14 protein-coding genes and 1 pseudogene are annotated in these 21657 nt (G+C 71.3%); all 15 read left to right on the top strand.

Annotated features, from left to right (window positions below):
- Window positions 1-95: 95 nt before the first annotated feature.
- The 15 genes and pseudogenes from VM306_RS37915 to VM306_RS37845 all read left to right on the top strand — a co-directional run bounded on the left by VM306_RS37915 (window position 96) and on the right by VM306_RS37845 (window position 20816).
- Window positions 96-1472 carry a serine hydrolase domain-containing protein gene (locus tag VM306_RS37915; RefSeq protein WP_325523734.1) on the top strand — a complete coding sequence of 459 codons (1377 nt, stop codon included), beginning with the start codon at window positions 96-98 and terminating at the stop codon, window positions 1470-1472.
- Window positions 1469-2347 carry a serine hydrolase gene (locus VM306_RS37910; RefSeq protein WP_325523732.1) on the top strand — a complete coding sequence of 293 codons (879 nt, stop codon included), beginning with the start codon at window positions 1469-1471 and terminating at the stop codon, window positions 2345-2347. Before VM306_RS37915 ends, VM306_RS37910 begins: the two co-directional genes overlap by 4 nt.
- On the top strand, window positions 2344-3924 hold the full coding sequence (locus VM306_RS37905; protein WP_325523730.1) for an ABC transporter substrate-binding protein: 1581 nt from the start codon (window positions 2344-2346) through the stop codon (window positions 3922-3924). The genes VM306_RS37910 and VM306_RS37905 overlap by 4 nt, the downstream gene beginning before the upstream one ends.
- On the top strand, window positions 3921-4892 hold the full coding sequence (locus VM306_RS37900; protein ID WP_325523728.1) for an ABC transporter permease: 972 nt from the start codon (window positions 3921-3923) through the stop codon (window positions 4890-4892). Before VM306_RS37905 ends, VM306_RS37900 begins: the two co-directional genes overlap by 4 nt.
- Entirely contained in the window at window positions 4892-6733 is a 1842-nt protein-coding gene (locus tag VM306_RS37895) for a dipeptide/oligopeptide/nickel ABC transporter permease/ATP-binding protein (protein ID WP_325523727.1), read from the top strand. The genes VM306_RS37900 and VM306_RS37895 overlap by 1 nt, the downstream gene beginning before the upstream one ends.
- Window positions 6730-7443 (top strand): annotated as a pseudogene (locus VM306_RS37890) (ABC transporter ATP-binding protein); the annotation flags it as partial. The gene VM306_RS37895 and the pseudogene VM306_RS37890, both read left to right, overlap by 4 nt.
- 8 nt (window positions 7444-7451) lie before the next feature.
- The gene (locus tag VM306_RS37885; protein WP_325523725.1) at window positions 7452-8483 is read left to right on the top strand and encodes a dipeptidase; all 1032 of its coding nucleotides are present in this window, start codon (window positions 7452-7454) and stop codon (window positions 8481-8483) included.
- Between the two features lie 17 nt (window positions 8484-8500).
- The gene (locus VM306_RS37880; protein WP_325523723.1) at window positions 8501-11731 is read left to right on the top strand and encodes a serine hydrolase; all 3231 of its coding nucleotides are present in this window, start codon (window positions 8501-8503) and stop codon (window positions 11729-11731) included.
- Window position 11732: 1 nt separating this feature from the next.
- Entirely contained in the window at window positions 11733-12800 is a 1068-nt protein-coding gene (locus VM306_RS37875) for a M20 family metallopeptidase (protein WP_325523721.1), read from the top strand.
- Window positions 12797-13606 (top strand): GNAT family N-acetyltransferase, encoded by an 810-nt coding sequence (locus tag VM306_RS37870; protein ID WP_325523719.1) that lies wholly within the window; start codon window positions 12797-12799, stop codon window positions 13604-13606. Before VM306_RS37875 ends, VM306_RS37870 begins: the two co-directional genes overlap by 4 nt.
- Window positions 13603-14706, top strand: a complete 1104-nt coding sequence (gene menC, locus VM306_RS37865) for an o-succinylbenzoate synthase (RefSeq protein ID WP_325523717.1) — start codon at window positions 13603-13605, stop codon at window positions 14704-14706. Before VM306_RS37870 ends, menC begins: the two co-directional genes overlap by 4 nt.
- Window positions 14707-15095: 389 nt before the next feature.
- The gene (locus VM306_RS37860) at window positions 15096-15794 is read left to right on the top strand and encodes an SAM-dependent methyltransferase (protein ID WP_325523715.1); all 699 of its coding nucleotides are present in this window, start codon (window positions 15096-15098) and stop codon (window positions 15792-15794) included.
- Window positions 15795-16187: 393 nt separating this feature from the next.
- Window positions 16188-18983 (top strand): AfsR/SARP family transcriptional regulator, encoded by a 2796-nt coding sequence (locus VM306_RS37855; protein ID WP_325523713.1) that lies wholly within the window; start codon window positions 16188-16190, stop codon window positions 18981-18983.
- A 95-nt stretch (window positions 18984-19078) separates the two neighbouring features.
- On the top strand, window positions 19079-20317 hold the full coding sequence (locus tag VM306_RS37850) for a S8 family peptidase (RefSeq protein WP_325523711.1): 1239 nt from the start codon (window positions 19079-19081) through the stop codon (window positions 20315-20317).
- A 55-nt stretch (window positions 20318-20372) separates the two neighbouring features.
- Window positions 20373-20816 (top strand): hypothetical protein, encoded by a 444-nt coding sequence (locus VM306_RS37845; RefSeq protein WP_325523709.1) that lies wholly within the window; start codon window positions 20373-20375, stop codon window positions 20814-20816.
- The last annotated feature ends 841 nt before the right edge of the window (window positions 20817-21657 follow it).

The following is a 21657-nucleotide window of genomic DNA, read 5'->3' as shown; positions in this document are numbered from 1 at the left end:
AGGTGAGATTCGTCCGTTGCGACGAGGTGTCGGCACGGGCGTCGAACCTAGGTTTGCGGGTGACCGGAGTCACGTCGACTGGATGAGGCGCGCGGATGTCCAAGCTCAACGAGATCAGCGACTGGCTGCAGGAGAACCTGCCGCGACTGGTGGCCGAACACGGCGTGGTCGGCGCGAGCGCGGCCGTCACGGTGGGCGACGACGTCGTCGAGGCCGCCGCGGGTGTGCTCAACAAGAACACCGGCGTCGAAGCGACCACCGACTCGGTGTTCCAGATCGGCTCGATCACGAAGGTCTGGACGGCGACGCTCGTCATGCAGCTCGCCGACGAGGGCCTGCTGGACATCGACGCGCCCGTGCGCGAGTACCTCCCCGGCTTCCGCGTCGCCGACGAGGACGCGTCCGCGCGCATCACCGTCCGGCAGCTGCTGAACCACACGGCGGGCTTCGAGGGCGACCTCTTCACCGACACCGGGCGCGGGGACGACTGCGTGGAGAAGTACGTCGCCACGCTGCACGACACCCCGCAGCTGTTCCCGCCCGGCGAGATGTTCAGCTACAACAACGCCGGCTACTGCGTGCTCGGCCGGATCGTGGAAGTGCTGCGCGACAAGCCCTACGACCGCTGCCTGAGCGAGCACCTGTTCGCGAAGCTCGGCCTGACCCACGCCGCCACCAGCGCCGACGAGGCGATCATGTTCCGCGCCGCCGTCGGGCACCTCACCCCCGACGAGGACACCGGGCCGCAGGTCGCGCCGATCTGGTCGCTCGTGCGGTCGAACGCGCCGGCCGGGTCGGTGCTCGCGATGAGCGCCCGCGACCTGCTGGAGTTCGCTCGGATGCACATCGGCGACGGCGCGGAGGTGCTGTCCCCGGAGTCCGCCCGCGCCATGCGGGAAGTGCAGGTGCAGGTTCCCGACCTGGCGCTGATGGGCGACGCGTGGGGCCTGGGCTGGGAGATGTTCCACTATCCACAAGGGACGGTCATCGGCCACGACGGTGGCACGATCGGGCAGAACGCCTTCCTGCGCATGGTTCCCGAGCAGGGCGTCGCGATCGCGCTGCTGACCAACGGCGGCAACACGTTCGACCTCTACCAGGCGATCTTCCGGCACGTGCTGCGCGAGCTCGCCGGCGTCGAGCTGCGGGCGATGCCCGAGCCCGCCGCGGAGCCGGGACGCGTCGACGGCGAGCGGTTCACCGGCGTGTACGTGTCGTCGGTCGCCGAGCGCGTGATCACGCAGGACGAGGACGGCCGGATCTGGATGGAGCTCGTGCCCAAGGGGATCATGGCCGAGGTCAGCCCGGAGTCCGCGGGCAAGACCGAGCTGGTTCCGTGGCGCAACGACACCCTCGTCGCCGCCGAGCCGGTGCACGGGATCCACATGCCGCACGCGTTCGTCGGTGACGACGGGCACGGGCACGCGCTGTACCTGCACACCGGTCGCGCGGACCGCCGGGTGGCCCCGTGACCGTCGAAGCCGTCGAGAAAGCCTTCGCGGACGTGGGTGTCGAGGGGTTCGTCCACGCCCGCGAGGTCGGCGTCGAGAACGGCGGGGAGACCGGCCTCGGAGCTGACGACCAGGTCGTGCTGGCCTCGGTGTTCAAGATCCCGGTCGCCGTGGCCTTCGCCGAGGAGGTGGCGGCGGGACGGCTCGACGAGACCGAACGCACGCGCGTCACGTCCCGGTACCGGATCGGCGGCATCGGCACCGCGGGGTGCGCCGACGACGTCGAGATGAGCTGGCGCGACCTCGCGTCGTTCATGATGACCATGAGCGACAACGCCGCGACGGACGTCGTGTTCCACCGCGTCGGCCAGGCCGCCGTCGACGCGGTGCTGGCGAAGCTGGGCCTCCGCCGCACCCGGATCCTGGGCTGCTGCGAGGACCTGTTCGCCTCGGTGGCGGCGGACCTCGGCACCGGTGACGCCGGGGACGCCCTCGAGAACCCGACCTGGGACCAGGTCCGGAAGTTGTCCATTGTGGACCCCGAACGCACCACCTCCTCGACGCCGAGGGAGATCACCACCTTGCTGGACGCCATCTGGACCGATCGCGCGGCCTCACCGCCGGCGTGCGAGCAGGTCCGGTCGATCATGGCCCAGCAGGTCTGGCCGCACCGGCTCGGATCGGGTTTCCCGGCCGGCGTCCAGATCGCCGCCAAGACCGGCACGTTGCCGAGCGTGCGCAACGAGGCCGGAGTCGTCACCTACCCCGACGGACGCCGTTACGCCGTAGCGGTGTTCACGCGTTCCCAGTCGCTCGACCTCCGGCAACCCGCCGTCGACGCGGTGATCGGCCGCGCCGGACGTCTCGCCGTCGACCACCTCCGGAGCCCATCATGAAGCGTGCGGTAGCCCTGTTCGGAGCCGTTGTCCTGACCACCTCCGCCTGCGGGACCTCCGGGAACACCGGGTCCGGCAACCAGGCCCTCGCCGACGGCAAGACGTTCACGATGTCGATCGGCACGGATCCGGGCAGCCTGGATCCCGCGCTCACGGTCCTGTCCGCGGCCCGCTCGATCGGCCGGTTCCTCTACTCCAGCCTGATCGAACGCACCCAGGACGGTGAGATCGTCGCCGGGCTCGCGGAGAAGTGGGACGCCACGACCACCACGGCGACCTTCACGTTGAGGCAGGGCCTCACCTGCGCCGACGGCGCGCCGCTCACCGCCAAGGACGTCGCCGCGAACATCGCGTTCATCGGCGACCCGGCGAACAAGTCCGCGCTGACCGGGCTCCAGGTCGCGGCGGGCACCACGGCGACGGCGGACGAGGCGGCCCGCACCGTCACCGTCACCAGCGGCGCGCCGGACGCGTTCCTGCTGACGAACATCGGCACGCTGTCGATCGTGTGCGCGAAGGGCATGGCCGACCGCGCGCTGCTCGCCAAGGGCGAGCAGGGCACCGGCATGTTCAAGATCACCGAGATCGTGCCGAACGACCGCTACTCGATGGAGCGCCGCAAGGACTTCACCTGGGGACCCGGCGACTGGAAGGCCGATCAGCCGGGCCTGCCGGACAAGGTCGTGTTCCGGGTGATCCCGAACGAGACGACCGCGGTCAACCTGCTGCTGCAGGGCCAGCTCACCGGCGCCCAGATCGTCGGACCCGACCAGGAGCGCCTGCTCGCGCAGAAGGTCGACCACGTGGACGGCGCGACGCCACTGGGCACGCTGACGTTCAACCAGGCGGAGGGACATCCCGGCAAGGACCCCGCGGTGCGCCGCGCGCTCGTGCAGGGACTCGACCTCAACCAGGTCGGCAAGGTTCTCACCAGCGGCAAGGGCAAGCCGTCGCAGAGCCTCGTGACGGTCAAGCCCCGGCCGTGCACCGGCGACAACGTCGGCCCCCACCTGCCGAAGTTCGACAAGGCCGCGGCGACGTCGGCGCTCGACGCGGCGGGCTGGAAGGCGGGGCCGGACGGCACGCGCGTCAAGGACGGCAAGCCGTTGTCGGTCAAGCTGCTCCAGCCGACCGTCGCCGGGCCGACGCTCACCTCGACCGCCGAGCTGATCCAGCAGACGTGGCAGGGCATCGGCGTGAAGGTGGAGATCGCGCCCGTCGACTCGGCCGGTGTCAACCAGGCGCTGTTCGACACCGGTGCGTGGGACGCGTCGATGGTGCCCCTCACCCTTTCGCTGCCGAGCCAGCTGACGCCGTTCGCGTCCGGCGCGCTGCCTCCGGACGGCGTGAACTTCGCCCACATCGCCAACGCCGAGTTCGAGGCGGAGTCGAAGCAGGCCGCCACCATGGCGGGCAAGGACGGGTGCGAGCACTGGAACAAGGCCGAGGCCGCGCTGGTGAAGGACGCCAGCTTCATCCCGTACTACGACTCGGTGCTGCCCGTGTTCGTGAAGGGCGCGAAGTTCACGATCAGCGAGAGCCCCGACCCGACGTCGATCCGGATGCTCGCGTCATGATCAAGGAGCATCGGGTGGAGGGCGGCACGTGGCTGCCCTTCGCCCGGCGGCGGGCCGTGCGGTTCCTGGTGTCGCTGTGGGTGCTGATCACCGCGGCGTTCCTGATGATCCACCTGATCCCCGGCGACCCGGTCCGCGAGTCGCTCGGCCTCACCGCTCCACCCGACGTCGTCGCCGCGCGGCGCGCGGCGCTGGGGCTCGACGACCCGTTGCCGGTGCAGTACTGGCGCTACCTGTCCGGGCTGTTCCGCGGTGAGCTCGGCACCTCGCTGACCGGTGGCACCCCGGTGTCCGACCTGATCGGCGACCGGCTGCCCGCGACCGTGCAGCTCGCGGTGCTCGCGTTCCTGTTCGTGATCGTCGTGGCGGTGCCGGTGGGCGTCGCGATGGCGATCCTGACCAAGGGCGGGCGTCGCCGCGGTGGTGAGCTCGCGTTCACCTCGACGAGCGTGGTGCTCGCGGCGATCCCGGAGTTCCTCCTCGCCGTGGGGCTCGTGGGTTTCCTCGCGGTGCAGCTGAACCTCTTCCCCGTGGCGGGCAACGATGCTCCCGGCTCGTGGGTGCTGCCGGTGCTGGCGCTGGCGATCGGACCGGCCGCGGTGCTGGCCAGGATCGTCCGGGTGGAGCTGCTTTCCGTGCTGGGCGACGACTACGTGCGCACGGCACGGGCCAAGCGGTTGCCGGCACGACTGGTGTACCTGCGGCACGCGCTCCCGAACGCCGTCACCGCGACGCTGACCCTCGGCGGCATGCTGCTGGGGGCGCTGGTCGCCGGGACCGTGCTGGTGGAGAACGTGTTCGCGTGGCCGGGGCTGGGGTCGACGATCGTCGGCTCGATCCAGCAGAAGGACTACCCGACGGTGCAGGGCATCGTGCTGGTCTACGGCGCCGGCGTGCTGCTGGTGAACCTGCTCGTGGACGTGGCGCTGGCGTTGCTCGACCCCCGTTCGACGATCAGGGAGGCCTGATGCGCGCCGCACTCCGCTCCCCCGTCGGCCTGGCGTCGGCCGTGCTCCTCGTTCTCCTGCTCCTGCTGGCGGTCTTCGCCCCGCTCCTCTGGGGCGACCGCGCCGCCGCGATCGACACCGACGCGTTGCAGCAGGGCCCGTCCGCCGGCCACCTGCTCGGCACGGACCAGCTCGGCCGCGACATCTTCTACCGCGTGCTCGTGGCGACCCGCCTGACGATCGGCCTCGCCCTGCTGGCCACGCTGATCGGCGTGACCACCGGTCTGGTCCTGGGTTCCGTGCCGTCGGTGCTGCCGCGGTGGGCGGCCCGTCTCGTCACCTCGGGCGTGAACATCGCCGTGGCGTTCCCCGGTCTGCTGCTGGCGTTGTTCTTCGCCGTCATCTTCGGCACCGGCACGGTCGGCGCGGTGCTCGCCATCGCGTTCGCGATCGCGCCGTCGTTCGCCCGGCTCACCCAGACGCTGACCGCCGCGGTCAGCGGACGTGACTTCATCAAGGCCGCGAGGGTGTGCGGGGTGGGCAGGTTCCGCCTGCTGGTCCGGCACGTCCTGCCGAACATCGCCGAACCCCTCGTGATCAACGCGACCCTGGCGGCGGGGTCCGCGCTGACCTCGTTCGCCGGGCTGTCGTTCCTGGGCATCGGCGTCCAGGCGCCGTCCTACGACTGGGGAAGGCTGCTCGGCGAGGGCCTGCAGCGGATCTACATCTCCCCCGCCCCCGCGCTGGGCCCGGCGATCGCCGTCGTGCTGGCAGGGCTGGCGTTCAACCTCTTCGGCGAGGCGGCCGCGTCCGCCGCCGGCGGCAGGCAGCAGCCGCGCGGCCGTGCGGTACCGCACCACGAGTCCACTGTGGAGGAGACGGACGACGGCCTGCTGACCGTGCGGAACCTGCACGTGACGTTCCCCGGCGGCATCACCCCGGTGCGCGGCGTCTCGTTCACCGTCCACAACGGAGAGATGATCGGCGTGGTCGGCGAGTCCGGGTCGGGCAAGAGCCTCACCGCGCTGGCCGTGTCCCGCCTGATCGAACACCCCGGGTCGGTGACGGCGGACCAGCTCGACTTCGACGGCACACCGCTGCGCTCCACACCGGACCGCGAGCTGGGCACCAAGCTGGCGATGGTGTTCCAGGACCCGATGACGTCGTTCAACCCGACGCGCCGCATCGGCGGCCAGCTCGCCGAGGTGTCCGAGGTGCACCAGGGGCTCTCGCGCAAGGCGGCCCTCCAGAAGGCCGTGGACCGCCTGCGCGCCGTCCGCATCCCCGAGCCAGAACGGCGGGTGAAGCAGTACCCGCACGAGTTCTCCGGCGGCATGCGGCAACGCGCGATGATCGCGATGGGCCTGATGGGCGAGCCGCGCCTGGTGATCGCCGACGAGCCCACCACCGCGCTCGACGTCACCGTGCAACGCGAGGTGCTCAAGCTGCTCGCGCGGATCAGGGCCGAGCGGAACGCGGCAGTGCTGTTGATCAGCCACGACATCACCGTGGTCGCGCAGACCTGCGACCGCGTGCTGGTGATGTACGCGGGACGGATCGTCGAGGAACTGCCGACGGACGAGCTGTTCACGGCCGCGCGGCACCCGTACACGACGGCGCTGCTGGCAGCGGTACCCGACCTGGACACGGACCGGGACGCGCCTTTGGCGGTCATCCCTGGCCGTCCGCCGGAGCCGGGCGAGATCGCGCGGGGCTGCCCGTTCGCGCCGCGCTGCCCGCTCGCCGAGGACAGGTGCCGGACCGATGAGCCGGAGCTGAAGGAGATGTCGGACGGGCACCGGGTGGCGTGCTGGAAGTCGGAGAAGGAACTGGCGCTGGCGGCCGCGGGAGGTGCGCGATGAGTGAGCTCCACTTCGACCACGTCAGCGTCCGCTACGGCCACCACCTGGCCGTCGACGACGTCACCCTCACGGTCCCGTCGGGCCAGGTCGTAGGACTGGTCGGCGAGTCGGGCTCCGGCAAGTCCACCCTGGCCGCCACCGCGGTCGGCCTCGTGGGCGTCACCGCGGGCCGGGTCCTCCTCGACGGCGAGACGCGTCACCGCCGCAAGGTCCAGATGGTCTTCCAGGACCCGTACTCCTCGCTCGACCCGAGGATGAGCATCGGCGGCTCCATCGCCGAGGCCATGCCCCGGGGCACGAACAAGAAGGCCGAGGTCGCGCGGCTCCTGGAACTGGTGAACCTCGACCCCGGCCGCGCCGCGGCGCTGCCCGCGCGGCTGTCCGGCGGGCAGCGGCAACGCGTCGCGCTGGCCAGGGCGCTCGCCGGGCAGCCCGAGGTCATCATCGCCGACGAGATCACGTCCGCGCTCGACGTGTCGGTGCAGGGGGCCGTGCTGAACCTGGTGCGCGAGCTGCAGCGGCGGCTCGGGTTGTCGATGCTGTTCATCTCGCACAACCTCGCCGTCGTGCGGTACGTGAGCGACCGGATCGCGGTGATGAAGGACGGCCGGATCGTCGAGGAGGGGCCTGCCGAGCAGGTCCTCACGGCGCCGGCGCACGAGTACACGCGTGAGCTGCTCGCGGCCGCGCCCAAGCGGCACACACGGCTGGAGGCTTCATGATCGACGATCTGCACGGGCGCAGCGTCGTCGCGGACACCCACAACGACCTGCTCACCGCGATCGCGCACCGCCCGGTCGAGCAGTGGGTGCCGCACTTCCGCGACCGCTGGCTGCCCCAGCTGGAGGCGGGCGGGGTCGACCTGCAGGTGCTGCCGGTGTTCGTCGACGACGTGTTCCGCCCGGAAGGCGCGCTGCGGCAGACGTTGAGGGAGATCGAGGCCGCCCACCGCATCGCCGAGGCGAACCCCGGCGCGGTGCGGCTGTGCCGTGACGGCGCCGAGATCGACGCCGCGCTCGCGGACAACCGCATCGCGCTCGTGCTGGCGCTCGAAAGCGCGCCCGGCGTCGGTGAGGACGTCGAGCTGCTGGAGACGCTGAGCAGGCTGGGCGTGCGGATCGCGTCGCTCGCCCACTTCGGCCGCACCGCGCTGGCCGACGGCAGCGGCGAGGACGCCACCGGCAGCAGGCTCACCAGGGCCGGCGTCGCGGCGCTCGGCGAGATGGAGCGGCTCGGCATGATCTTCGACGTCAGCCACCTCGGCGCGGCGGGCGTCGACCACGTGCTGGAGCTCGCGACCCGGCCGGTGATGGCGACGCACTCGTCGGCACGGGCGTTGCGCGACCACCACCGCAACCTCACCGATGAACAGCTGAGGGGCATCGCGAGCAACCGGGGCGTGGTGTGCGTCAACTTCTTCGCGCCGTTCCTGCACGAGACCGACTTCACCATCGACCGGCTCATCGACCACATCGAGCACATCGCGGGCGTCATGGGCGTCCGGCACGTCGGCCTCGGCCCGGACTTCGTGAAGGAGGTCCTCGAGGACGTCACGCCGCCGTGCTGCGAGACGCAGGTCATCGAGGGCGTTCCGACGGACCGGTTCCTGCCAGGCTTGGAAGGGCCCGCGGGGTTGCCGCTCGTCACCGAGGCGCTGCGGAAGCGCGGCTGGGCCGACGACGACATCGCCCTGGTGCTGGGCCAGAACGTGCTCGATCTCTTCCGCGCCGAGCTCGGCGCCACCCGTTGACGAGGGGGACCACCACCATGACCACCATCGAGGACCTGTACGGCTTCGCGCTGCCCGAGCAGCCCGCGATCTCCCCGGACGGCGCCGACGTCGTCTACGTGCTGCGGACGACGGACCGCGAGGCCGACCGCGACGAGCGGGCGCTGTGGCGGCTGTCCGGCGGCGAGGCGAGGCAGCTCACCAGGGGAAAGACCGACGTGGCACCCACGTGGTCCCCGAAGGGCGGCGTCATCGCGTTCCTGCGGGCCCAGGACGGGCCGGCGCAGCTCTGGCTGCTGCCCGCCGACGGCGGCGAACCGGAGCAGCTGACCACGCTGCCGCTCGGCGCCGGGGCACCGGTGTGGAACCCGGACGGCACCAAGATCGCGTTCTCCGCGCCCGTCGACATCGCGGACGCCAAGGCGCCGATCGTCGCGAACCGCCTCGACTACAAGGCCGACGGGTCGGGCTACCTGCGCAGCATCCGCGCCCACCTGCACGTGCTCGACCTGGAGAGCCGCGAGGTGCGCCAGGTGACCACCGGCGACTACTTCGCGGACACCCCCGCGTGGTCACCGGACGGGACGAAGCTGGCCTTCAGCGCGGCGCGGGACGAGGACTCCGACCTGAACTTCCGCTCCCCGGTGCACGTCGTCGACGTGGAGGGCCACGCGGAACCGCGGGTCGTCGGGCTCGCCGAAGGACAGGTCGCGACCGTCCTGTGGACCGAGGACGGCCTGATCGTCACCGGCCGGCTCACCGCGGACACCGGGCACGTCGACCTGCTGCACGTGTCCCCGGACGGCGAGGCGCGCACCCTGTCTGCGGCGCTGGACCGGAACGTGATGCCCGGCATGGCGGGCTATCCCGGCGGCCGTCCGGCCCTGAACGGGAACAGCGTGCTGTTCTGCGCCCGCGACCGCGGCTGCACGCAGCTCTACTCCGCAGACCTCGACGGCGGCGAGCCGAAGCTGGTCGTGGGAGGCGACTCCCGTGTCGTGTCAGGGCTTTCCGTCGCCGGTGGTGTCGCGGCCATCGTCCTGGGCACGCCCACCTCGTACGGCGAGATCGCCACCGTCGACCTGGCCTCCGGTGACGTCACCGTCCACACCGGACACAACAGCGACGACGTGCTGGTGCGCGAGGAGCGCGAGTTCACCGTCTCCGACGGCACTGTCGTGCACGGCTGGTTGCTGCGCGACCCGGCGCGCACGGGCCCGTTGCCGTTGCTGCTCGACGTCCACGGCGGTCCGCACAACGCGTGGAACGGCACCGCCGACCCCGTCCACCTCTACCACCAGGTGCTGGCCGAGGAGGGCTGGGCGGTGCTGACGCTCAACCCGCGCGGCAGCGACGGCTACGGCGAGGACTTCTACCGGGCCGCGCTCGGCGCGTGGGGCAAAGCCGACGCGAAGGACTTCCTGGAGCCGCTCGACCAGCTCGTCGAGGAAGGTCTCGCCGACCCGGCGAAGCTCGCCGTCACCGGGTACAGCTACGGCGGCTACATGACCTGCTACCTCACCAGCCGCGACTCCCGGTTCGCCGCCGCCGTCGCCGGTGGTGTGGTCAGCGACCTGAGCAGCATGGGCGGCACGTCCGACGGCGGTCACTACCTGACCGAGCTGGAGCTCGGCGGTCCCGGCGAGCACCTCGCGGAGCTGTCCCCGATCACGCTCGTCGGCCAGGTCCGCACGCCGACGCTGATCTACCAGGGCGCCGCCGACGACAGGTGTCCCGTCGGCCAGGCCGAGCAGTGGTTCACCGCGCTGCGCCAGAACTCGGTGCCCGCCAAGCTGGTGCTCTACCCGGACGAGTCGCACCTGTTCATCCTCAACGGCAAGCCGTCGCACCGCGAGGACTTCAACCGCCGCGTCGTCGACTGGGTGCGCGAGCACGTGACCGGACGCAGGCCGCTCGACGCGAAGCACTGGCAGCGCAGGCTTTCCGCGCTCGCGGCGAAGCACGGCGTCCCCGGCGCGGCGCTCGGCATCCTCTACCGCGGCGAGGTCGTCCAGGCGCACCACGGCGTGCTCAACACCAGGACCGGGGTCGAGGTCACCGACGACTCGGTCTTCCAGATCGGCTCGATCGGCAAGGTGTGGACGTCGACCGTGGTCATGCAGCTGGTCGACGAGGGCCTGCTCGACCTCGACGCGCCGATCGCCGACGTGCTGCCCGAGCTGAAGCTGAAGGACCCGGTCGTCGAGCGGAAGGTGACCATGCGCCACCTGCTCACGCACACCAGCGGCATCGACGGCGACCTGTTCACCGACACCGGCCGCGGCGACGACTGCCTGGAGCTCTACACCCGGCTGCTCGCGGACGCCCCGCAGAACCACCCGCTCGGCGCGACCTTCTCCTACAGCAACGCCGGTTTCGTGCTCGCGGGCCGAGTGATCGAGAAGATCACCGGCAAGACGTGGGACGCGGCGCTCAAGGAGAAGCTCTTCGCCCCGCTCGGGCTCACCCGCACCGGCACGCTGCCCGAGGAGGCGCTGCTGCACCGCGCGGCGGTCGGGCACATGGAGGAGGACGGCGAGCAGGTGCCGGCGCCCGTGTGGCAGCTGCCGCGCTCGCTCGGCCCGGCCGGGACGATCTTCTCGACCACCGAGGACGTGCTGGCGTTCGCCCGCATGCACCTCGAGGGCGGGGTGGCGCAGGACGGCACGCGGGTGCTGTCCGAGGAGTCCGCGGCCGCGATGACCGAGAAGCAGACCGACCTGCCGGACCCGAACGCGCTCGGCGACTCGTGGGGCGTCGGCTGGATCCGGTTCGGCTGGGACGGTCACCGGCTGATCGGCCACGACGGCAACACGATCGGCCAGTCGGCGTTCCTGCGCCTGCTGCCGGAGCAGCAGCTCGCGGTCACGTTGCTGACCAACGGCGACCACGCCCGCGAGATCTACCTGGAGCTGTACCGCGAGATCTTCGCCGAGCTGGCCGGTGTGGCCATGCCGCGCCCGGTGGAACCGGCCGCGGAGCCGCCGGCCGTCGACCTGGCGCGGTACGTCGGCCGGTACGAGCGGGAGTCGACGCACATGGAGATCACCGAGGGCGAGAAGGGACTGCGGCTGAGGACGGCGATCACCGGTCCCCTGAAGGGCCTCGTCCCCGACCCGCCGGAGGTCGACCTCGTGCCGCTCGACGACACCACGTTCGTGTGCAGGATGGCGGAGAACGAGAGCTGGACGTCCGTCGTGTTCTACTCACTGCCGACGGGCGAGGAGTACGTGCACATGGGTGTCCGCGCCACGCCGAAGGTGTCCTGAGATGACGTTGCTCGCCGACATCGAGCGGCTCGTGAGCTGCGAGTCGCCGTCGACCGACCTGGCGGCGGTCGCCCGCAGCGCGGAGGTCACCGCCGAGGTGGGCTCCGCCCTGCTCGGCACGACCCCCGAGTGGATCGTGCTCGACGGTCGCACGCACCTGCGCTGGCGGCTGGGTTCCGGGCCGCGCAGGGTGTTGCTGCTCGGCCACCACGACACGGTGTGGCCGGTCGGCACGCTGGAGCGGATCCCGTTCGAGGTGCGCGACGGCGTGCTGCGCGGGCCGGGCTGCTTCGACATGAAGACCGGCGTCGCGATGATCTTCCACGCCGTCGCGTCGCTGGGGTCCCCCGACGGCGTCACGGTGCTCATCACCGGCGACGAGGAAATCGGCTCGCCGTCGTCGCGCGGGCTGATCGAGGAGGAGGCCGTGCAGCACGCGGCCGTGCTCGTCACCGAGGGGTCGGCGGACGGCGGCGCTCTGAAGACCGAGCGCAAGGGCACGTCCATGTACGAGGTGACGCTGCACGGCCGTGCGTCCCACGCCGGGCTCGAACCCGAGCGCGGGGTGAACGCGACGATCGAGGCGGCGCACCAGGTCCTCGCCGTGGCGGAGCTGGCGGACCCTGCCGCCGGCACGACCGTGGTGCCGACGGTGCTGAGCTCCGGCACGACGACGAACACCGTTCCCGCGCAAGGGAAGTTCATGGTGGACGTGCGGGTGCGCAACCTCGCCGAGCAACGGCGCGTGGACGAGGCGATGCGGGCGCTGGAACCGGTGGTGGACGGGGCGAAGGTCGAGGTGACCGGCGGCCCGAACCGCGCGCCGATGGAGCTGTCGGCGTCCTCCGGGTTGTTCGCGCTCGCGTCCGGACTCGCGGACTTCCCACTGGCTCAGGCCGCGGTCGGCGGCGCGTCCGACGGCAACTTCACCGCGGGCGTGGGCGTTCCGACGCTCGACGGCCTCGGCGCGGTGGGCGGTGGAGCGCACGCGGAGAACGAGCACGTGCTGGTGTCCGAACTGGCACCGCGCACGGCCCTGCTCGCGGCGCTCGTGAAGGAGCTGACATGACGGTGGTGACGCGGAACGTGGTGGTGCGCCAGCTCACCGAGTACGCGGAGCTCGTTGCCACGCAACAGCTGTACGAGTCGATCTGGCGTCCCACCGGCGACGGTGGCACTCCCCCGGTCAACGCGGAGCTGTTGCGCGCGATGGCCAAGGCGGGCAGCTACGTCGCGGGCGCGTTCGACGGCGACGAGCTGGTCGGCGCGTGCATCGGCTTCTGCTCGCCGCCCGCCGCGGGCGCGCTGCACAGCCACATCGCGGGCGTCGCGGCCGGCATGCGGGGCCGCAACGTCGGCTACGCGATGAAGCTCGACCAGCGGACGTGGGCCCTGGAACGCGGCCTCACCGAGGTCACCTGGACGTTCGACCCGCTGGTGCGCCGCAACGCCCACTTCAACCTGGGCAAGCTCGCCGCGGACGCGACCGAGTACCTGCCCGACTTCTACGGCAGCATGGACGACGACATCAACGGCGGCGGCGAGACCGACCGGCTGCTCGTCCGGTGGCCCATCACCTCTCCCGAGGTCGTCGCCGCGTGCGAGGGCCACCCGCGCACCACCGCCGCCACCGGCGTGATCGGGCTCGGGATCTCCGAGGACGGGCTGCCGGTGCGCGGAACCTGTTCCGCGAGCACCGTTCTCGTCGCGGTGCCGCCGGACGTCGAGACGCTGCGGGCCACGAACCCGGCCGCGGCCACCGAGTGGCGCTACGCCGTGCGGGACGTCCTCGGCGGCCTGCTCGCCGCGGGCGCCCGCATCACCGGGTTCGACAGGTCCGGCTGGTACGTCGTCGAGAAGGAGGAAGCGCGGTGAAGCTCTCCGGGGTGGAGATCCGCTGGGTCGAGATGCCGCTGAAGTCCCCGTTCCGCACGTCTTTCGGCACGCAGACCACGCGGCAGCTGTTGTTGCTCCGCGCCGTGTCGGAGGAGGCGGAGGGCTGGGGTGAGTGCGTCGCCATGGCCGACCCGGTGTACTCGTCGGAGTACCTGGAGGGCTGCGCGGACGTGCTGCGGCGGTTCCTCGTGCCCGCGCTGGCCGGTGAGGTCGACGGGGTGTCGGTGGCACCGCGGCTCGGGAAGCTCCGCGGCCACCGCATGGCCAAGGGCGCGCTGGAGATGGCGGTGCTGGACGCCGAGCTGCGCACGCGCGGCGTGTCGTTCGGCCGCGAGCTGGGTGCGACGCGCGACCGCGTGCCGTGCGGGGTGTCGGTCGGGATCATGAACTCGATCCCCGAGCTGCTGGCCGCGGTCGGCGGGTACCTCGACGAGGGCTACGTGCGGATCAAGCTCAAGATCGAGCCCGGCTGGGACCTCGAACCGGTGCGGGCCGTGCGCGAGCGGTTCGGCGACGACGTGCTGCTGCAGGTCGACGCGAACACCGCCTACACGCTCGGCGACGCCCGGCACCTCGCCAAGCTCGACCCGTTCGACCTGCTGCTGATCGAACAGCCGCTGGACGAGGAGGAGATCCTCGCCCACGCCGAGCTGGCGAAGGTGGTGCGCACGCCGATCTGCCTCGACGAGTCGATCACCTCGGCCCAGTCCGCGGCCGACGCGATCAAGCTCGGCGCCTGCCAGGTCGTGAACGTCAAGCCCGGCAGGGTCGGCGGGTACCTGGAGGCGCGGCGCATCCACGACGTCTGCGCGGCGCACGGGATCGCGGTCTGGTGCGGCGGGATGCTCGAGACGGGCATCGGACGGGCGGCGAACGTGGCTCTGGCGGCGCTGCCCGGCTGCACGCTGCCCGGCGACACGTCGGCGTCGGACCGCTACTACGCGATGGACGTCACCGAGCCGTTCGTGCTGGACGACGGTCACCTGGCCGTGCCGACCGGTCCGGGCCTCGGTGTCACGCCGCTGCCGGACGCGCTCGACGCGGTGACGGTGAAGACGGAGTGGATTCCTGTGACATGAAGGCCGCGCTGACCTGCGGAATACAACTCCTGCAGGCCAGTGCGGCTCCGTTCTCCGGAAACCAAGCAGGCAATGATGTCCCGGTAAGTCCACAAAGGACAACACCGGTCGACCCGCTGGGCGGTGAGAGCAGGCAGTCGACGCCGGCTGACGTTACCGCGCACCAGACGCGCCGGCCGACTCCCCACCCGCTCTTCAAGGCCGGGTGGGGAGTCGACGTGATGGGCATGGTGCTCACCGTTCGGCAGCAGGGGTTGCCACCACCTCCACTGCGAAATGCCTGCGACACAAGATCCGGCTTCTGCTAGACAGCACTGGTGGACCGACGCGAACTCAGCGCTCTCGCGCACGCAGACCATCCGATTTCGGCTCCACTGAGCGACAGCACAGTGGAGCACCTCCTCCACCGGGCCATCCGCAGGCAGGACGATCACCTGCTCGATCTGGGCTGCGGCGATGGCACCTGGTTGCTACGCGCGCTACAGGCGCACGACGGCGTAACAGCCGTCGGAGTCGACATCTCGGGCGAAGGCTTCGACCACGTCCTCGACGAGGCCGCCCGGCTCGGTCTGGAAGATCGGCTGGAACTGCGGCGCCAGGACGTCGCCGAGTACCGGTCGACCAGGAAGGCGGACTTGGTGCTCAGCGTGGGAGCCGCCTACGCGTACGGCGGGCTGCTCCCCACGTTGAACGCCGCTCGGGAACACCTCGCCGAAGACGGGATGCTCCTGCTCGGCGACTGCTTCTGGGAGCGCGAACCCGACGCCGCCGTCCGCGCGGAACTGGAGGACGGTCCGCAGAAGTACGCGGATCTCCCGACCACCGTGTCCCAAGTCGTCGCCGACGGGTGGACACCGGTCTACGGATACATCAGCACCCTCGCGGAGTGGGACGAGTACGAATGGTGCTGGACCGGCACCCTCGCCAAGTGGGCTCTCGACCATCCCGAACACCCCGGCCACGACCTCGCTCTTCAGATGTCAGCGTCCCACCGCACCAGCTGGTTGGGCGGCTATCGCGGAGTTCTCGGGTTCGTCGTTCTCCTGCTGCGGCGCACACCTCCCCCGGCATCGACCGAGGTGTCATGAGGGGAAACCCTCATGACACCTCCAGCGGGTGAGCAACGCTGCGTCGAGCAGGACGCGGAGGACGTCGAGGTGCAGCGCAGTGGCAGTCGCCTTCGACACAGGCCCCAGTGTCCTGATTTGACAATTCTTGCGCGTCGGCTGTCAGATCGCCCAGCCGCAACCGTTCCCATGGACGCTCTCAATCCACAGTGGACAGAGGATGTTTCGGAAGTGAGCCCCATTCCTCTGCCGGATCCCACTAGCAGTACTGCAACGGCACCCATGTGAGTGGGTAGCCTCGTCGTTCTTGTGGTCGATCTTGGCCGTCGGTTGGGTGAGGAGTGCACATGCGCTGCGCGGCCACCGCCAGGACGGCGGAGTGGCCGGGTGTGCATGGTCTTGGGGGGAGTGGTCATGGAGTTCAACGTCCTGGGGGCGTTGGAGGTCGACACCGGCACGGGACCGGTGCGGCTCGGATCGGCCAAGCTGCGGACGTTGCTGGCAGTGCTGCTGTGCGGCGGGCGGGAACCCAGCTCGGTGCACCGGCTGCTGCACGCGTTGTGGGGGGAGGACCCACCGCGTACGGCGGCGGAGAACCTGCGCGGCTACGTCCACCAGTTGCGCCGGGCTCTGGGTGATCCGGCGCGCGTCGAGCACCGCCCGCCCGGCTACGCGCTCGTGGTCCGGCCGGGCGAGTTGGACTCCGCCCGGTTCGAGGACCTGGTCGAACGCGGCCGCGTCGCCTCCACCGCCGGTGACCTGGAAGTCGCTGGGACGTTGCTGCGGCAGGGGTTGGCCCTGTGGCGGGGAACGCCGTTCGCCGATGTCGACGAGGTGGACGTGCTGCGCGACGAGGCGGCTCGACTGCTGGAGCGCAGGCAGGCTGCGCTGGAGGCCCGCGTCGAGGTCGACCTCGCGCTGGGCCGGCATCACGACCTGGTCGCCGAGCTGTCCCGCCTGGTGTCGTTGCATCCGTTGCGGGAGCGGGTACGCGGTCAGCTCATGCTCGCCCTGTACCGGTCGGGCCGGCAGGGCGAGGCGCTGACGGTGGCCCGCGAGGGGCACCAGCTCCTGGTCGCTGAGCTGGGGCTGGAACCGGGACCGGCCCTGCGCCGGTTGGAACAGGCGATCCTCACCGCCGACCCGACGCTGGACCTGACCACGGGCACGCCCGTCGAGGCGGGTGGACCGGGGCGGGCGGTTCCCCGGCAACTGCCCGCGCCCGTCGCCGGCTTCGTAGGGCGTGCCGCGCAGCTCAAGCGGTTGTCCGAGGTGCTGGACGCGGCAGGGGCGCACGGGGGCACCGTGGCGATCGGCGGCACTGCGGGCATCGGCAAGACCACCCTCGCGGTGCGCTGGGCACATCAGGTCGTCGACCGGTTCCCCGACGGACAGCTGTACGTGGACCTGCGCGGATTCGACCCCGACAGTCCGCCGGCGGATCCGGCCGACGTCCTGCAGGGGTTCCTCGACGCCCTCGGCGTGCCACCGGACCGGGTGCCCGCCGGGCTGACGGCCCGCTCCGCGCTGTACCGCAGCCTCATCGCCGGCCGGGCGGTGCTGGTGCTGCTGGACAACGCCCGTGATGCCGAGCAGGTGCAGTCGCTGCTGCCGGGCGGCTCGGCCTGCCACACCGTGATCACCAGCCGCATCGAGCTCACCGGGCTGGTGGTGCGGCACGGCGCCCACCCGCTGGCGCTGGACGCGCTCGACGACGACGAGGCCATGGCTCTGCTCGCGAGCCGGCTGGGAGCGGACCGCGTCGCGGCCGAGCCGGACGCCGCGGACGAGCTGATCCGCCACTGCGCACGCTTGCCGCTGGCGCTGGCGATCGTGGCCGCCCGCGCGGCCACCCGTCCGACGTTCCCGCTGCGCGTGCCCGCCGAGGAACTGCGCGACGAACGCCGCCGACTCGACGCGCTGGACGCGGGCGATCCGATGACCAGTGTGCGGGCGGTGTTCTCCTGGTCCTACCAGCGCATCGGTTCGGGGGCGGCGCGCGCGTTCCGGTTGCTGGGCCTGCACCCCGGCCCGGACATCGGTCTGCCGGCCGCGGCCTGCCTGACGGGTGGCACCGCGCCCGAGACCCGAGCCGCCCTCGCCGAACTGACCCGCGCGAACCTTCTCCAGGAGCGCGGGCCCGGCCGGTTCTCCTTCCACGACCTGTTGCGGACCTACGCGGGCGACCAAGCAGCGGCCCACGACGCGGAGGAAGATCGGCACGCCGCTCTGCTCCGCCTGCTGGACCACTACTTGCACACCGCCGACCGCGTGGACCGCGTGCTGGCGCCCAACCGGGATCACCTCGCACTCCCCCCGCCACCGGTACCCGTGGAAGAACCGGCCGATGCGGCGCAGGCGTGGCGCTGGTACGAGGTGGAGCGCCACGTGCTGGCGGGAGCCATCGCCCACGCCGCGAACGCCGGGTTGCACACCCACGCCTGGCGGCTCCAGCACCTGCTCACCACCTGCTTCGATCGGCGGGGCCACTGGCACGAGTGGGTGGTCACCGGGCAGGTCGCACTGGCTGCCGCGCGCCTGGCCGGTGACGTGGACGGCCAGGGACGGCTTCACCAGGGGTTGGGCCGGGCGCTGGCGTTGCTGGGCAGGCACGAGGAGGCCCAGCCGCACCTGGCGCGTGCGCTGGGGCTGCACCGCGATGTGGGCGACCTGGTCCAGCAGGCCCACACCGAGGGAGTCGTCGCCTGGTCGCTGGAGCACCAAGGCCGGGTCGAGGAGGCGGTGCGGCACTCCGAGCGGGCGTTGGCGGCCTACCAGGAGGCCGGCCACCAGTACGGACAGGCCAAAGCGCTGAACATGGTGGGGTGGCACCAGATCAAGCTGGGCGACCACCGCAGCGCCCTGCGCAACTGCGGGCAGGCGCTGACCCTGTACGGCGACCTGGGCGATCAGCGCGGGTGCGCGCACACATGGGACAGCATCGCCTACGCGCACCAGCAGCTGGGCAACCACAACGAGGCGATAGCCGGCTACCTGAGAGCGCTGAACCTGTACCGGGACCTGCACGACTACTACTACGAATCCGGCACGCTCACGCGACTCGGCGACACCCAGTACGCGGCGGGTGACGCGGAGGCGGCCCGTGTGACCTGGCGGCAGGCCCTCCACCTGCTCGACGACCTGCACCACCCGGATGCCGCTGTGGTGCGGGCCAAGCTCGAGGCCCCGAACGCCGCAGGCGATCGGTGACCGGCGAACTCCGGCCACACGCATCTCATACGTAGGCCATACCGCCTCGTCCCACGCTTCTCCCCGCAAGCACTCGACGCCTTGGGGAGAACGCGATGACCAGACTCATTCCCGCGCTGACGGCGCTGGTGGCGGCCGCCGCGGCGACCGCTGCGGCAGTCGCCGCGCCGGGAGCCGCCGCAGCCGAGCCGGCGCCGCTCGTCCCGTTGCGGATGGCCGCCTCCGACGCGATCGCCGACAGCTACATCGTGCGCACCCGGCCGGGCACCGACCCGGCCGCGCTCGCCGCCCGCCTCGGCCTGCGGCCCACCCACGTCTACGCCGCGGGAACGGTGCGCGGGTTCGCCGCCCGCTTGACCGGCGGACAGGTGGCGGCCGTACGGGCGGACACCGCCGAGGTAGCCGAGGTCAGCCAGGACGCGGTCGTCCGCACGACCGCCACGGTCCAGAGCACCACCGGTCCGGCCCTGTGGCATCTCGACCGCGCCGACCAGCGCGACCTGCCCCGCAGCAACACCTTCACCTACACCGCGACGGGCACCGGCATCCGGGCCTACGTGCTCGACACCGGCATCTACACCGGCCACCCGGAGTTCGAGGGCCGGGCCATCAACATGGTCAGCACCACCGGAGGGTCGGCCGAGGACTGCCACGGCCACGGAACGCTGGTGGCGGGTCTCATCGGCGGGAGCATCCACGGCGTCGCCAAGAAGGTCGAGGTGCGCGGGGTGAAGGTCACCGACGGCTGCACGCCCACTGCGAGCCTGTCCTCCCTGATCGCCGGGATGGACTGGGTGCTCGACCGCGGCGTGAAACCCGCGGTGGTCAACGTCTCGATGGGTGCGGCGCACGACACCACGCTCAATGCCAAGGCCACTGAACTGGTCTCCGCCGGCTACTTCGTTTCCGTCGCGGCGGGCAACGAGGGCATCAAGACCTGCCTGCGGTCACCCGCGAGCGCGGTCGGAGTCACGGCCGTGGGCGGCACAGCCGACGACGACAGCATGATGCGGGACGGGACGACGGTCTCCAACCACGGGCACTGCACAACACTGTTCGCTCCCGGTGAGCGGGTCAGCTCGACCTTCTTCACGGTGGCGGCGGACGGCACCAAGCGCGCCGCCACCGCGTCGGCCTCCGGCACCTCACTGGCCGCGCCTCTGGTGGCGGGCAGCGCGGCGCTCAGGATGCAGGTCGATCCCAGCCACTCGGGTCCCGCGGCACGCTCCTGGCTGCTGGCCAACGCCTCCGTGGGCAAGGTCACCGGCATCCCCGCGCCCGGCCCCGGCGAGCCGCCCACCCCGAACTTGCTGCTGTTCAAGGCATCGCTTTGACCGTGCGGCAACAGCGACGACACAACGGCGCGTTCTGCGCCAAGGAGGGAAACCGATGAACACGATCAAGTCCCGCGCGGTGCGCGCAGTGGCCGCGGCGGCCGTGTCGGCCGCCGCCCTGCTGCTGGCGAGCCCGCCGGCAGGAGCGGCCGACGCGCCGGTGCTCAGCCGCACCACCGGCACCACCGCAGCGGCGGTCACCCACGACGCCATGCCGGAAGCCGCGAACTTCACCGTCACCCTGATCAACCTCAGCGACGTCCGGTTCGACGAGGCGGTCGTGTCGCTGAGCCGCCACAGTGCTTCCGGCGTGCGGCTCCTCCGGCAGACCAACATCGGCCCGATGACCGTGCGGCAGTGGAACCTGGGCCCGTGCACCGACGTCAAGACCTACGCGCTCGGCGTCTACGTCGGCGGCGCCCTGGTCGGCAGCACCGGCAACGTCACGCCGAACGCCGACGACGGCGACCTCTGCAGTGACGAGTACGAGATCGAGTGATCCGAGCGGACCGCGGCTCCGAGCACGTCCCAGTGGGCGTGCTCGGAGCCGTTCGCAAAGCGTCACGCGGCTTCTGGCAGTCGCTCGCACCCGCGGGACCAGTTGTCCGCATCCCGGCGGCGAACGTCCAGGCTCGGTTTCCGGGCTCTGATCCGAATAGCCGCCCCTCCCCGCGACTCGGTCCTGGCGTTCGAGGCAGCGCCGCCACGCACTCGGTCCTCAGACGTGCGACGGGCATCCGCCGCACACGATGAGTGCGTTGGTCGGCATTCTTGATCACAGAGCCGGGTGCCCGGATCGGTGAACCGTCGGCGGTAAGCGCTCGTTCACTCTTCCTCGCCGCGTGGTGAACGAGTCGTCGCAGCCGCACGACGAGGTAGCGTGGCCCCAGCCCGGTCGGCTGACCCCACCCGCCGTCTGTCAACGCCCTGATCCCACATTCCACCAGCGCCGGCGGTTCCAGCGCCGGATGGTGGCGTGGGCATGAGTGCCCAGGAACGGGATGGCGTACGGGAGGCCGTTGGCCGAGTCGACCAGGACTGCCGGGGCGAGGCCAGAACAGGGCCGTGCGACCGAGAACGTCCACTGAGGACATTCGAATGCCGACGCCGCCGGAGATGTCCTGCGGGTTCAGCGCCTTGGTGTTCCACCCTGCCCAGACCATCCCGGAGATCCGAGTCCGCGGGATGGTATCGCCGGACGCGACCCCCGACTCCACGCGCGGGTGAGCCGGGCGCTCGATGTCGAACAGGACACTGCTTCCAGGCAGGCTCGTGCGGGATCCGTCCGTGGATCTCATCCCGCTGTGGCACGTCGTGCCGTCGGTGATGACGGTCGGATG

This window comes from Lentzea sp. (assembly GCF_035525475.1).
GTDB lineage: Bacteria > Actinomycetota > Actinomycetes > Mycobacteriales > Pseudonocardiaceae > Lentzea.
Note: the sequence above shows the minus strand (reverse complement) of the source record. Positions and strands in the feature narration are given on the sequence as shown.